Here is a 12827-nt window from a genome sequence, read left to right on the forward strand (position 1 = left end):
GTATGTTAGAAAGTGAGCAAAGAGATTATACCGTTGTAAGTGCTGATGACTTTTCAGTTCCTGTAAAAGAGCTAGATTTGGCCGATGCTACATTTGTTCCTGGGGACTGTAGTATTGAAAAAGCTTTGGAGAGCTTAAACTCTTCTCAGGCCGGAGCACTACTCATCGGAACTTCATCAAAGCTTGAAGGAATTATCACTGAAAAAGATATGCTCCATAAAGCAGTGTTAAACTTTGAATTAGTTAAAGATAATCCTGTTTCAAGTATTATGACTGCTAATCCGTTAACACTTAGTGAAGATAATACTGTCTTAGATATTATTAAATTGATGTGTGCTAAAGAGTTTCGTCACTTGCCGATTAAGAAGTCTGATGGTCATGCAATGATTGGCGTAAATGACTTACTCTATTACTTTTTAGATCACTTTCATAGTGATTTAGAAGTTCACGGAACAAAGATTGAGTGGAGTAGAGATGGAGTTTATCTCCAAGAGTTTATCCACTACAATGAGGAAGATGAGAGCCTAGAAGAAGAAATATCTCCTCGAATCTTTGAGACACCTTTAAGAAAAATCATGTTTAGAGATGCTCACTATTGTGATGCCGAAACTCCTTTTTATGAAGCCGTAAAGTCTATGGTTGAGAAACGAAAGGGAAGTATACTTGTCATGGAGTATGAAACAGAAATGAGAGGAATCGTTTCAGAACGTGACCTTATTAGAAAATTTCTAACCTTTGACGATCTTAAACTTGTCGCGATTAGGGAATTTATGACAAAAGACCCTCATAAACTCCTAGAGCAGGACTTAATTGCCGTTGCATTGAATAATATGTCGAAATTTAAGTACAGAAGTGTCATAGTCGCTAATCAAGAAGGTTTCCCTATATCAATTGTCACGATTTTAGATATACTTAAGTATATAGCTTCAAAGTTTTGAAGTTGGCTCATAGGTGAGGTCGTATGGATACATGGTTTGTGTTCTTTCATTTAGCTTTCTCTTTTCTATTCGTGAATGCACTCATGAGGATGTCTAAATTCTCACGTGTTACACTTATATGTGCAAGCTTATGTCTTGCGAGCTATTTCACTTTAACATCACCACAGGGGACTTACTGGCAGTTATGGGCCAGTGCTATTGTTTTAGTTCATCTTATAAGTTGGAATAAAAATCTCTCCGCAGATGGAAAACAAACTGAAATACTTCAAGAAGATATTTGGAGTGATTACTTTGGAGAGCTATCTGATGATTCCTATAATTACTTCTTAGAGAACTCTTCTTGGGAAAAACTTTCCCTCGCTAATAAACTCTCTTTTGGTATTGATACTGTTTATTACTCATGTGGAGATCAACCTCGCTGGGGATTCCTTAGTGCAGGCTCAACCCTTCAAGTCTCTTCAGAGGAATACGTACTTATAATGGAAATCTCTAAAATTAAAGTTCTCGATTCTGAACTCTATGAGAGAGTTATTTCTCTTGCCTATTCTCAAAATCAATCAAATATTGCATCTTAGGTGAAATAAAATTCATTTAACTTCAAAATTGTGTACAATATAGTTTGTAATTTTGAAGAGGTGAGTTTTGTTAGATTTAATATGGGAAAAAGAAAGTAAAATTATTTCTCAGACTTTCTTGAGAGCAAATGAGAACTTTAAGGCCATATTACTATGGCAAAATATTAATGGACGTAGAAGCTTATTCCCAAGTGTCGTTCATGATGTGAATTTTCTAGATAAGACTGTTACCTTCTGTCTTAAAGATATGGAAAAGAAGTATAGATTTAACTCAGACGAGCTTCTTTATGGAAGATTAGATGAGAGATCTCTGCTCTTTAAAAGCCCAATAGTAAATGTTAATGATTTCTTAGTAACAGTTCACCTTCCAGATGAAGTAAGGCTGTTAGAGCTAAGAAATTATCAAAGAACACACTATGGTCATAATTCGGCAATTTATGGCAATGTAGAAAGAGTTGTAGATGATCTCTTAGGCCAAAAGGTCTACAGCTTCCGACTATTCGATATCAGTCAGAGCGGAGCTTCTTTTGTAATCAAAGCTAAAGACAAGAAGTGCTTTAATAAAGGAGATGTTGTCCTTATTCAAAATATTGGTGAGACCAAGATGGATGTTCCTATGGAGGCCGAAGTTGTCTATGTTAAGGATGTTCCTTACACAGACGGTGCAATAAAGTACGGTATTAGTAAGCTGGGCGTCAAATTTGACCATGCTATGCCAGAAAGAATGTATAACATTCTTTTAGAGAGATTAATTAAGTGATACCATTCTTGTATGGAACTTAATTCAGGGCAAGAAAACCTCAGCTTTTCTTTTTATAATTCAGATAAGTATAGAGAAGATGCAAAGACCATTCTAAAGAATATATTTGGACATCATGACTTTCGTGGTCATCAAGAAAAAATTATTCATGAGATTTTAGATGGCAGGGATGTACTTGCCTTAATGCCTACAGGTGGGGGAAAGTCACTTTGTTACCAAATTCCTGCTCTGGTGAGAGAGGGAGTTGGTATTGTAATATCTCCACTGATTTCTTTGATGGAAGACCAAGTCTCGACGCTCAATGAATTAGGAGTGAATGCCGCCTTCTTAAATAGCACATTATCAATTACTGAGTCTCGTGAGATTCGACAGCAACTGAAAGACGGACAAATTGATATCCTATATTTAGCTCCTGAGAGACTTTTAAAAAGCGGAACTCTAGAGCTGTTACAAGGCCTTACTATTTCAGTTATTGCGATTGATGAAGCACATTGTGTTTCAAAGTGGGGACCAGACTTCAGACCTGAGTATATGAAGCTCTCTGTTTTAAAGAAGGCATTTCCTGAAGTCCCTAGGATTGCGCTTACGGCAACTGCAGATATAGACTCTCGAAAACAAATAGTTAAAGAGTTAGATATTACTCAAGCAAGAGTTTTCCTAAGTAGTTTTGATCGACCTAATATATCATACGAAATAGATCTTAAAGATAAAGACCCTCAGTCACAATTATTAAACTTTCTAGAAAGATTCGATATTAACGATTCTGGAATTGTTTACTGTCTCTCAAGAAGAAAAGTGGAAGAGACAACTCAGTTTCTTATAGAAAATGGTTTCAATGCTCATGGCTACCATGCGGGAATGAGTAGTTCTGTAAGAAAGGCAGCACAGAATGAGTTTCTTTTAGAAGAGGGTGTCATAATCGTTGCAACCATCGCCTTTGGTATGGGGATTGATAAGCCAGACGTTCGGTTTGTCGCTCATATGGATTTACCAAAGAGTCTTGAGTCTTATTATCAAGAAACTGGTAGAGCTGGAAGAGATGGCCTCAATGCTAGCGCTCTCATGTTATACGGAAAAAGAGATGCCGCTGTCCTTAGACACCTGGTTCGTAAAGGAACAAGAGATGCAGTCCAGAGAAAAGTAGAAGAGCACCATATAGATCTTATGTATGGTCTATGCGAATCTACTCTGTGTCGTCGCCAAGTTATCCTGCACTTTCTCGACGAGCGCTACCCCGAGTATTGCGGTAATTGTGATATTTGTGAAGGCTCTCTGGAGAATGAAGATCTTGTCGATATCACTGATGAGATGATGCTCTATTTAAGTTCAATATATAAGAGTGGTCAAAAACTTGCGCTTGACTCTATTTTTAAGTTCCTTGTAGGTGATGAAAGTTTAAGACTTCAAGAATTTATTAGTTCTACTCACTTTGGACAAGGAAGCAATCTTAGTCCAAATCAGTGGAGAGATATTCATAGAATTGCACTTGCTTCAGGCTTTATAACTGTAGACTTCGATAGGGGACAAGCTATAAAGCTTACTCAAGAAAGTTTAAAGGTTATTGAAAATAGCGAAAAAGTCTTTATGCGTTCAGCACTTTCACGACCAACTGTTGCCAAGAAAACAACTGTTCGTAAGAGTAGAACAAGAAAGAAGGCCAAGGCCAAAACTAAGACAGCTCCGAAGAAGAAGTTCATTATTCAAAAAACATTTCCTAGTCTTGATAGTAGTGAGCAAGAGCTATTTAAAAATTTAAAGGACTTTAGACAAAGACTTGCCAAGAAGAGGCGTATTCCAGCGTTTAAGGTTCTTCACGATATTACTTTGGTTGAAATGATTAAAAAGAGGCCAGCAAATGCTCAGGAGTTTAGCGATCTACACGGTGTTGGAGCAGCTAAAGTGAAAAAGTATAGTGATCTTTTTATTTCTTTTTTGGAGGAGCAAACTTTTTAAGTTTCTCGTCTAGCCACTCTTTAGTCGGAATTTTCTTACCATCTTTTGAGATAATATAGTAGAGCTCTCCAGTAGTACTAGAGCTTGAGGCAATTTTGTCTATAAAGTTTCTTGCAGTAATTGATGATGAAGAAAAAAAGAAGCCTTTCGCACTATGATATTTAAATTTTAAATGAGCTCTGGCCTCTTTGGCAGAGTGAGTTTCATTATTCCTAGAAAATGTTAGACCAGATTTTTCAACTTCATCTAGAAGGTAGTTGATTTTTTGCTCTTCTAGTTCTGCATTTGCAAAAGAAAATAAAAATGTAATAAGAAGAGCTAAAGTTTTAATCATTTAAAAAATCCTACGAGTTATTATTTTTAAGAATTTCTTCGACAAGCTTAGGTATCTCGATTGATGAGCTACCATGAATTAAGGTATCAAAATTTTCAGAGACTTGGGTTTCAGATAAGTTCTGCTCGATTGTAAGACAGTTCTTATTACTCTTAGCAAGTTGTACAAACATGGCAGCAGGGTAGACACTGCCAGACGTACCAATGGATATAAAGAGATCGCACTGGGATAGTAACTGCTCTATTTTTCCTAGTTGAAAAGGAATTTCTCCAAACCAGACAATATGTGGACGAAGGTTTCCACTTTCAAGGCAGCAAGGACAGTTTGTAAACTCATCAAAATTACTCTTAGTTGTGAAAACTTCCTTTGTTTTTACACATCTCATTTTAAGAAGTTCTCCATGCATGTGTATTACACTTTTAGTTCCACATCTTTCATGTAAGTCATCTACATTTTGTGTAATTATTGAAAATTCGCCATCAAAATTATCTTCAAGCTTTTTTAGAGCTATGTGTGCAGCATTTGGAGCTACGGTATCACTCAAAAGTTGTTTTCGTCTTTGATTATAAAACTCATATACTAATTGGGCATTTCTTTCAAAACCCTGAGGAGAAGCAACATCCATAATATCGTGATTTTCCCATAGGCCATTTTGGTCTCTAAAGGTATCGATACCAGACTCTGCAGATATTCCTGCCCCTGTCAAAACTACGATATTTTTTAAATTCTTTGATATAATCATTCTATTAACCTATCAAAGAAAGTGAAACATATCGAGCAAAATGGAAAAGTCTGAACTTGAATTAAGAAAAAAGAAGCAATTCTACCTCTTTAAGAGAAGTACTATGTTTAGTTCAATCTACTTCTTATTCTTTTTCTTACTATATTTAAATATTTCAACATTGGCGGTTAGTTCAGTAACACAAGCGTGGACGTTAGTTCTATTTCTGAGTTGTTCAATATTATTAACATTTATCTCTGTCTACGTAACTAGACCCTTAAGATTTCGACTTAATAATAAAGGCGTCGTGCTGATTGAGGTCTTCTCAGTGCTAGAGTTAATTAAACTTATCTACTGGGCATTATCGACATATTAGAGTGAAACGCCATCGAAGTAGGGGCCCAATCTGTAGAGGTGGCCTTTTTTAGTGCTTTATTTGTTGTGCATGAACATACTGTTAGTAAAGCAAGTAATAGAATTAGACTCTTCATACTGTACTCCTTTTGATCTCATCATGAGATCTGCTTAATTATTACTATGCCAATCTATGGCCAAGGGAAGTATCGTAATTACATATATTTAACTAATGACGATTCGACACTGATAGCAAAATGACACTGAGAGAAAAAGAAAATTAAATAATTATTTGACGAAAACATTTAAGTCATTAAACTCAACATCTCAAAATACTGAATTTTAAGGAATAGATGAGTAAGAAAACGACTATAACAAAACTTCCAAGGGTGAGACCTGTCACTAGTTCTTCAGCTTCTAAGCAGCTCGATTTACTAACTTTTGTCTCAAATGACTCTCTTAATGTGTCAACTCTTAATAAAGTTCGTCGTATTAGTTCTGCTAGATCTCCAAAGCCCGTTAATAAGTCTAGAGCTAATACTTTGCCGTTAAGTGTCGATAGATCAAAAACGTTCAAAAATTTCATTTCTGGAGAGTCTAATCAAAGGGCCAGAGAATGTGTAAGAAGACTTTTTGAAAGCCCAAATGACGGTGCTTCTGTTATTTATATTAATGCTCTAAGCGGTTTAGGTAAGAGTCATCTACTTTATGCATGTGCGAATGAGTTATTTGCCAAGTATGATTCTCCTATTAGATACTTTCATGGAAAAGAATTCATTTACGGACCCTCACCAAAAGAAGAGTCAATTCCTTCGGTTGTCTTCATAGATGATATCGATGAAATCACTAGTGATTCAGGAATTCAAAATGAGTTTTGTAGAAGATTTGATTATTTAAAAAGATCGGGAGTCAAAATTGTAATGGCCGGATCTATCCTGCCAAAGAATATGAAAATGGCCATACCAAAGTACTCTTCAAGAGTGGGTGGTGCTTTAGTTGAAAAGATATGTAAGATTGATAGAGATCTTGCCCTTAAGATCATCGATAATCTTGTAATACTCAACAGGTTTGAGCTCTCTAACGACGTAAAAGAGTTGCTAGCAGATTGCTTTCACTATCATGTTTATGGACTAGAAAGTGCCGTTCTTAAACTCAAAAGTTATAGCGATACTTTTGGTAAAGCTGTAGATATTAAAACAGCTCTCGAAGAGTTGAAGTTATTAGGTCCTGTTCTGGATTCACAAATTAATTCAAAGAAAATTATTCTTAGAGTATGTGAACTCTACAAAGTTGAATTCGAAGAAATCTTTTCTAGAAATAGAAAGAAAGAGTGCGCCTTTGCTAGGCATCTGTGCATGTATATCCTTAGAGAGAGAAACGGTCTAAGTCTTGCCCGTATTGCGACATTATTTAACCGTGATCACACTTCTGTTATTTACGGTATTAATAAGATAATTGCTACAATCGAATCAGATAGCTCTCTTAAAAAAACGATACACGATATAGTTTAATTGATTTTTTTTGATTTCAAAAAGATAGAGCACACAAAAGTGTGTGCTCCATTCTATTTTATATTTTTGATTTTTGAGAAAGGAAGTTAAGTGGTTGTTTCACATCAACAATACCACCACCTTTAGGCTTAGGAAATTGAATTAGCTTTAATACATTACTCATACAATCAGTTCCCTTCTTAGAAAACTTACTGCCTTTCGTTTTGATACTTATTCTATTTGCTCTACCATCTTTATTAATTCTAAATAATAGATCCATTACACCTTTTGCGTGCTCATTGCTATATTCGAGCTCTTGTTGATAGCAGTGTTTGAACTGTGGAAGATACTCTCTTAGGATTTTTCTTAATAACTCAGGGTCCATAGAACCAAGAACTACAGCTTTTTGATCCGTATATGTTGTATCAATACCTGATTTACTCGCCAGACCTTTAGAACCAGACGATGAATCAAAACTTCCTTTAAAGTCTTTTCCAAGTCCTGTTACAGAGTTATTAGATGAGGCCTTTAAATTACTTGCTGCTGCACTTTTGGCCGTTGCTGTCCCCATTGCCGATGTGGCAGTGTTTTTATTAACTTTTTGGGCCGTTTTCGCTCCATTATTTCCAAAGTAGCTTGCCATAGATTTATTCATCTTAAATGCATAAGATTTAAGTTTTACTGGACTCTTTACAGGAGCTGACTTTTGAGCAACTTTCTGCTGTTTCTTAGGAGCACTCTTGCTCGGTTTTGATTTTTGTTTTGATGGATTAGGGTTCTTTTTAGCAAATTGTGGTTTCTTATTATCCTGTTGCTCTTTTTTTACACCTGTATCCACTTCGACCTTACTTGGGTTTTCTGAAGTCTTGGTATTATTTTTTGTCTTGGCCTTAACAGCTGGACGATAAATAATAGCAACTTTCTTTTCTTCTTCCTGTTGTGGAAGATCAATAAATAGGAGTAAAAGCATTAAGCTCATTACCGCTGAAAATACTTTTGCCGTTTGTTTCTTGAATTCTCTATCTCTTCCAAAGAATGGAGTCGTTCTTAATGAAGGAGGAGCATCGGTAATTTTAACTAAGACCTGAACAGTCTTATAATTATAGCTCATTACTTCGTTATTATCTAAAGAGTGACTTTTTTCAATTATTGCACCTGAGCTAATACTTTTAAGTTCATGTCCCTCTATTGGATGAACCTCAACAGCTGAGTCTGAAATATTGATAAAAGTTGCATTATCTTTAGAGTCATAACTATTAAGTACAATAGTATTTTTCTTTCTCTGGTCAGAAGAAACACGTATCTCACTCTTTTTAAGAGGGAAGTAGTCTACAGACAGAACGGTTCCCATTGAAAGCACAGTCACTTGGACAGCTTTTCCATCATTCTTTCTTGCAATCGGGATAAACTTCTCTTGCTCAATAGTATCAATATATAGGTCTTTATTAAATCCATCTAAATGATTTAAATCATTGATTGGAGTAAAATCTTCTTCGTTAAAAGTAATATCGCAATATTCACCGTCAATTATAACAAGGCCAGGAACAGGAGGGAGAACCGGGGTAGGATTTTTCATCTCCTGTTCCTGGATTTGTTGAACATCCTTATCCTCATCTTCAATGATCGTTTCATTCCGTTGAAGTTCTTGTATAACTTCATCTACATTGAATACTTGAGTTGCAAATTGGATATTATCACCAGGATAGATAACACCATTTTCTATTTTTTCATTATTAATATATGTACCATTATTACTATCAAGATCGAGTAGCTTGGCCCCACCGTCATTGTTTAGAATTAATATGGCATGATAGGAAGAAATTCCACTATCATTAATGATAATATCGCATTTCTCGCTACTACCAATTAAGAGCTTTTTCTTTGAAAGTACAAAGGTTTGCTCATGACCAATTAGTTGTAATCTGTTTGTCTCTTTAGTTTTTGACAGCAACACTATTTACCCCTTTTCTAACCTTAGCATCCTTGCTGTCTAACTCTTCTTGAATTCTTTTCAGTTCAGAGTTAATTCTATCTTGTAATTCAATAGAAGCAGCTTTTATCTCTTCGATTATAGTTGGACGTTGAAGTCCAAGAGCATCCTTTGCTTTTTTAAATTCTTTCATTTCAAAATATAGAAGTGATCTATAAAGTGAAATATCTTCTCTTCTTAGGTCATTATTTGAAAACTTCTCTTCCCACTTCTTTGCTTCTTTTAGGTTTCCTTCGATTAACTCAATTGACATCATCGAAAAGATTACATCTTTATCAGTAGAAGAGCTTTGATATTCTCTAAGAAGGTCTCTAGCACTTTGAGTATGATTAAACTTAATATAAAGCTGGGCCAAGTTGTACTTAGGAACTTTTACACCTGGAGCAAGTTTAATTGCCTTTTGCAATAGCTCGTTGGCCTCGTTGTAATTTAGACCCTTCATTGCAAGAAGTGCTCTATTATTTAAGATTGCAGCTTGTACTTCTTTTGGACCTGATAAAGCAAAATCATAGTAGTAGTTGGCCTTATGAGTACTACCGTAAAGATTGTAACAGTTTCCAAGGTAGAGCCAGTACTTAGAATTAGATCTATTAGCATTTAAACTCTTTTTAAGACTTGAAAGTCCAGAGTTAAACTTACCCTTATAACAGTTGGCCAGAGCACTCTCTAGAGGATTAAGCTTATCTAATTTATCTAAACGAGCATGACCATAGCGCATAAATGTTTCATCGGAGAAGGTATCGCTCTTGCTCTTTTGAGAATTGTTGATTCTATGTGAACCACAAGAAGTCATTATTGAAAGTATTGCTAGGACACAAATAAATTTCATTACTGGGCCCCCTGTAGGTCTAAAGATAGTGAAAGCATTGAAGCAGGATATCTCTTCAAAATATTTGCTTTCGTCTTAGTACTCTTGCCATGAGAGTGATTGTCATATGAGAAAATTGTATTAGCGCGAATAGTGTCAACAGCAGCTTGCGAGAACTCACTCTTCTCTTTGTCTAAAGTTGCTATAAGTGGAGATATCTGCTGTTTAAACATATCAGTTTCTTGCTTATTAAAACCAAAAGGCTTAAATGAAGAGATACTCTTTGTTGCTTTGTCGTACTGCTTAGATATAAGTATACTAACTCTAGGCGTAATTATCGGATGTTTATGTTTTTGTATATCTTGTGATTTCTTAGTTATTTCTTTAAGTGAATTTAGCGTTTTTTCAATTTCTGAATTAAATAGTTCACCATCAAATTTGTCTGTTGTAAAATTAAAGCTAAGCTTATTTAACTCTCTATCTAATTGTTCATATTGTTCTATGCTAATTATACTTGTAGAGTAATTGTCTTTCATTATTTTAAACATTTCTTGTGACTTTGAATTATTTCCTTCGCCTCTATAGTACCAATATTTATTCTCTGCTGCTTTGGCAATGATCTTTGAAGAAACAACTGTAGGGTATATCTTTTTAAGGGTTTGAAGTTTGGCTATCTTTCCTTCAAGGGCCATTATATTCAGATGATCTTTTACTATTGGATTTGCAGACTTTGAATTAATCTTACATTTTTGAGCTAGCTTATTGATTTTATCTACTGCTCTCATATTATTTTCAATTAAAGAATAGTGAATTGATTTTTTGAACATATCTGTTTTTGTTTTGTAAGTATCTTTGCAGAATTTGTGTAAAGTTCTATAGCTTAGAGATAATGCTCTGTTGAAATCCTGCGCCAGGGCGAATTCATTAATAATATTGTCAATTACATCAACTTGCTTGAACATCTCATTGGTTTTATCCATTTTGTAGCTCTTAGTAATGAGCTTGTAGGATTGTTTTGTATTTAATGCTTTCACATAGATTAGAGCGCTTCTAAAAGTTGCTTGAGTATGAATTTTATTTGGATAATTCTTATTTTCAAGAATTTTGTTATATTCTGCTAGGGCAGACTTAGTGTCACCAAGTTCAATTTGTTTATCAATCTTATTAAATAGTAAATTTGCAAGAATGATTGTGGCCTTCTTGATGTATTGAGGTTCGTAACTTAAGAAACCTTTGTTGAACTCCTGTATCAAGCTTGCAATAGTTGGAATATCTTTAATGGCCACATAGTGGTCAAAAACCTTCGCAAACATACCTTTTTGAGCTTTAACATCTTTAGGGAAATTCTTATGATATTCCTTTATAACTACAATTGATTTGTCATACGACTTCTTAGTAAAGTAGATACTGAATAGTTTAGGGTAGATAAGTCTAGATTTTTCGTCCTTTGGCCATAGATTTACATGGTTACTATATACATAAGTTTTATACTTAACATTACTCAAATTATACTCTTCGAACTTTTGTAAACTTGCTAGGAGTGCATTGATAACCTTTTTAGCAAAAACATCGTCCCAGGAGTATTTAGGAGCAACTTTGTTTTTCTTAGCGATCTTTTGTTCTAGAACTTTTCTCTTTTTCATATCTTCTAAAGCTCTGGCATATTTTCCATATGCCCTTTTGAACTCACCAACAGAAAATAGAGTTTCACCTTGGAAGTATAAGTATTGATCTTTGCTCTTAGAATCAATGATCATCAAGTGATCAAAATAGCTAAGCGCGCTTGCAAGTAAGTTCTGATCATAATCACCAATATTAATTTTTAAGTTCTTAGATAGTTGTATTTGTAAAAATCCAACATAACTCTTTATCTTCTGTATTGATTCATCTAGATCTTCACCTTTTAAGTGATTTTTCATGTAAAGTTCTGTTAACTTTTTAGAAACAGCTAAGTGTTTGTTAAGCTTCTTGTAGGTTCTGTAAAACTCAAGTTCATAGTTGTAATAGTGAACAAGTTCACTATTTTGTTTCTTTGTGATCGCATTTTGTACACCAGCGTCTAGAATTGTATTTACCTCTTCATATTTCTTTGTTGTTTGTGCTCTTGTCGCAAACTTCGTCATATATTCAGCAGGCTCATCAACCTTCGTTATATAGAATTCTGTACCTTGAGGTATTTTATCATTCTGAATATAGAATATACTAATAGCATCAAGAACTTGGGACTCTACGCTTACATAACGAGGATTTTTACTATACGCAAAAGCTTTAAGCATGTGATCAAGTCCACTAGCAAGGCGTTTAGTTTTCAGTAGGCACCATGCATAATTATAGTGGTGCTTTGCGTACCATTCATCACCCATATTAATGATTACATCTTTGTAAAATCTTACGGCCTTAGAGTATTTCTTATCGTTGTAATACATCTCCGCAAGAGTTGTTTTAATACTATGTACAATAGGTGATCCATTTGGTGCTGTTCTTAGTGATTTAATTAGGTAGTATTCAGTCTTTTTACTTGAATTAAAGTCTCTCTCATTGAGGGCAAGAGTGTAGTAGATCGATGCATTTGATCTATAATTTTTCCATCTCTTCGTTATATAGAGACCTAGGGATTCAACTTTCTTATTTAGTTTAATCGACTGAGTGAAGAAAGATCTCTTCTTTAATTTTGGGTTCTTATTTTTTAAGAACTTTGAATTCTCGACTTCTTTTATGATTTTTAGGTTTTCTGTATACAGCTCTAGTAATCTAAACTCTAAGTTTGGACCTCTGTTCTTTATTTGTTTTATCGTTTTGATTTCTTTGTTAATCATATGTAAAAGCTTATTTCTCTTCGCTACATCACTTGAGGCGTGTGTTGTCATCGAAAGAATGAATATGAATAATACAAAGATTTTCACT

The 12827-nt window shown here is 34.7% G+C and carries 11 protein-coding genes; 6 read left to right on the forward strand and 5 right to left on the reverse strand.

The window, feature by feature from the left end:
- Nucleotides 1-2: 2 nt before the first annotated feature.
- The 4 genes from DPQ89_RS05160 (at nucleotide 3) to recQ (ending at nucleotide 4226) form a co-directional block, all read left to right on the forward strand.
- Complete coding sequence (locus DPQ89_RS05160; protein ID WP_127715850.1) at nucleotides 3-938, forward strand: cyclic nucleotide-binding/CBS domain-containing protein; 936 nt, start codon at nucleotides 3-5, stop codon at nucleotides 936-938.
- A gap of 23 nt (nucleotides 939-961) precedes the next feature.
- Nucleotides 962-1513, forward strand: coding sequence for a hypothetical protein (locus DPQ89_RS05165; protein WP_127715851.1), 552 nt, complete (start codon nucleotides 962-964; stop codon nucleotides 1511-1513).
- Nucleotides 1514-1580: 67 nt separating this feature from the next.
- Nucleotides 1581-2273: a PilZ domain-containing protein gene (locus DPQ89_RS05170; protein WP_127715852.1), complete on the forward strand. Its 693-nt coding sequence runs from the start codon at nucleotides 1581-1583 to the stop codon at nucleotides 2271-2273.
- Nucleotides 2274-2285: 12 nt separating this feature from the next.
- On the forward strand, nucleotides 2286-4226 hold the full coding sequence (recQ, locus tag DPQ89_RS05175; RefSeq protein ID WP_127715853.1) for a DNA helicase RecQ: 1941 nt from the start codon (nucleotides 2286-2288) through the stop codon (nucleotides 4224-4226).
- Here the strand turns inward: recQ and DPQ89_RS05180 are convergent.
- Nucleotides 4195-4560: a DUF5329 family protein gene (locus tag DPQ89_RS05180; RefSeq protein ID WP_127715854.1), complete on the reverse strand. Its 366-nt coding sequence runs from the start codon at nucleotides 4558-4560 to the stop codon at nucleotides 4195-4197. The two genes, recQ and DPQ89_RS05180, sit on opposite strands and share 32 nt — an antisense overlap.
- A 10-nt stretch (nucleotides 4561-4570) precedes the next feature.
- Entirely contained in the window at nucleotides 4571-5302 is a 732-nt protein-coding gene (locus DPQ89_RS05185; protein WP_127715855.1) for an NAD-dependent deacylase, read from the reverse strand.
- 40 nt (nucleotides 5303-5342) lie between these two features.
- Between DPQ89_RS05185 and DPQ89_RS05190 the strand changes: the two genes are divergently transcribed.
- Entirely contained in the window at nucleotides 5343-5657 is a 315-nt protein-coding gene (locus tag DPQ89_RS05190) for a hypothetical protein (protein WP_127715856.1), read from the forward strand.
- 331 nt (nucleotides 5658-5988) lie between these two features.
- The gene (locus tag DPQ89_RS05195) at nucleotides 5989-7146 is read left to right on the forward strand and encodes a DnaA ATPase domain-containing protein (protein WP_127715857.1); all 1158 of its coding nucleotides are present in this window, start codon (nucleotides 5989-5991) and stop codon (nucleotides 7144-7146) included.
- 58 nt (nucleotides 7147-7204) lie between these two features.
- Here DPQ89_RS05195 and DPQ89_RS05200 read toward each other — a convergent pair whose 3' ends face one another.
- From DPQ89_RS05200 to DPQ89_RS05210, 3 genes are read right to left on the reverse strand one after another with little or no spacing between them, the layout of a single operon-like run.
- On the reverse strand, nucleotides 7205-9079 hold the full coding sequence (locus DPQ89_RS05200; RefSeq protein ID WP_164848266.1) for an FHA domain-containing protein: 1875 nt from the start codon (nucleotides 9077-9079) through the stop codon (nucleotides 7205-7207).
- The gene (locus DPQ89_RS05205) at nucleotides 9060-9944 is read right to left on the reverse strand and encodes a lipopolysaccharide assembly protein LapB (protein WP_127715859.1); all 885 of its coding nucleotides are present in this window, start codon (nucleotides 9942-9944) and stop codon (nucleotides 9060-9062) included. The genes DPQ89_RS05200 and DPQ89_RS05205 overlap by 20 nt, the downstream gene beginning before the upstream one ends.
- Nucleotides 9944-12826: a lipopolysaccharide assembly protein LapB gene (locus DPQ89_RS05210; RefSeq protein ID WP_127715860.1), complete on the reverse strand. Its 2883-nt coding sequence runs from the start codon at nucleotides 12824-12826 to the stop codon at nucleotides 9944-9946. Before DPQ89_RS05210 ends, DPQ89_RS05205 begins: the two co-directional genes overlap by 1 nt.
- Nucleotide 12827 lies beyond the last annotated feature (1 nt).

It is taken from the genome of Halobacteriovorax sp. HLS (genome assembly GCF_004006665.1).
Lineage (GTDB): Bacteria > Bdellovibrionota > Bacteriovoracia > Bacteriovoracales > Bacteriovoracaceae > Halobacteriovorax.

What these genes read in the sequence shown, in the direction of transcription:
- DPQ89_RS05160 (WP_127715850.1), top strand. Translation starts at nt 3, where the DNA reads ATGTTAGAAAGTGAGCAAAGAGATTATACCGTTGTAAGTGCTGATGAC.
- DPQ89_RS05165 (WP_127715851.1), top strand. Translation starts at nt 962, where the DNA reads ATGGATACATGGTTTGTGTTCTTTCATTTAGCTTTCTCTTTTCTATTC.
- recQ (WP_127715853.1), top strand. Translation starts at nt 2,286, where the DNA reads ATGGAACTTAATTCAGGGCAAGAAAACCTCAGCTTTTCTTTTTATAAT.
- DPQ89_RS05180 (WP_127715854.1), bottom strand. Translation starts at nt 4,560, where the DNA reads ATGATTAAAACTTTAGCTCTTCTTATTACATTTTTATTTTCTTTTGCA.
- DPQ89_RS05185 (WP_127715855.1), bottom strand. Translation starts at nt 5,302, where the DNA reads ATGATTATATCAAAGAATTTAAAAAATATCGTAGTTTTGACAGGGGCA.
- DPQ89_RS05190 (WP_127715856.1), top strand. Translation starts at nt 5,343, where the DNA reads ATGGAAAAGTCTGAACTTGAATTAAGAAAAAAGAAGCAATTCTACCTC.
- DPQ89_RS05195 (WP_127715857.1), top strand. Translation starts at nt 5,989, where the DNA reads ATGAGTAAGAAAACGACTATAACAAAACTTCCAAGGGTGAGACCTGTC.
- DPQ89_RS05205 (WP_127715859.1), bottom strand. Translation starts at nt 9,944, where the DNA reads ATGAAATTTATTTGTGTCCTAGCAATACTTTCAATAATGACTTCTTGT.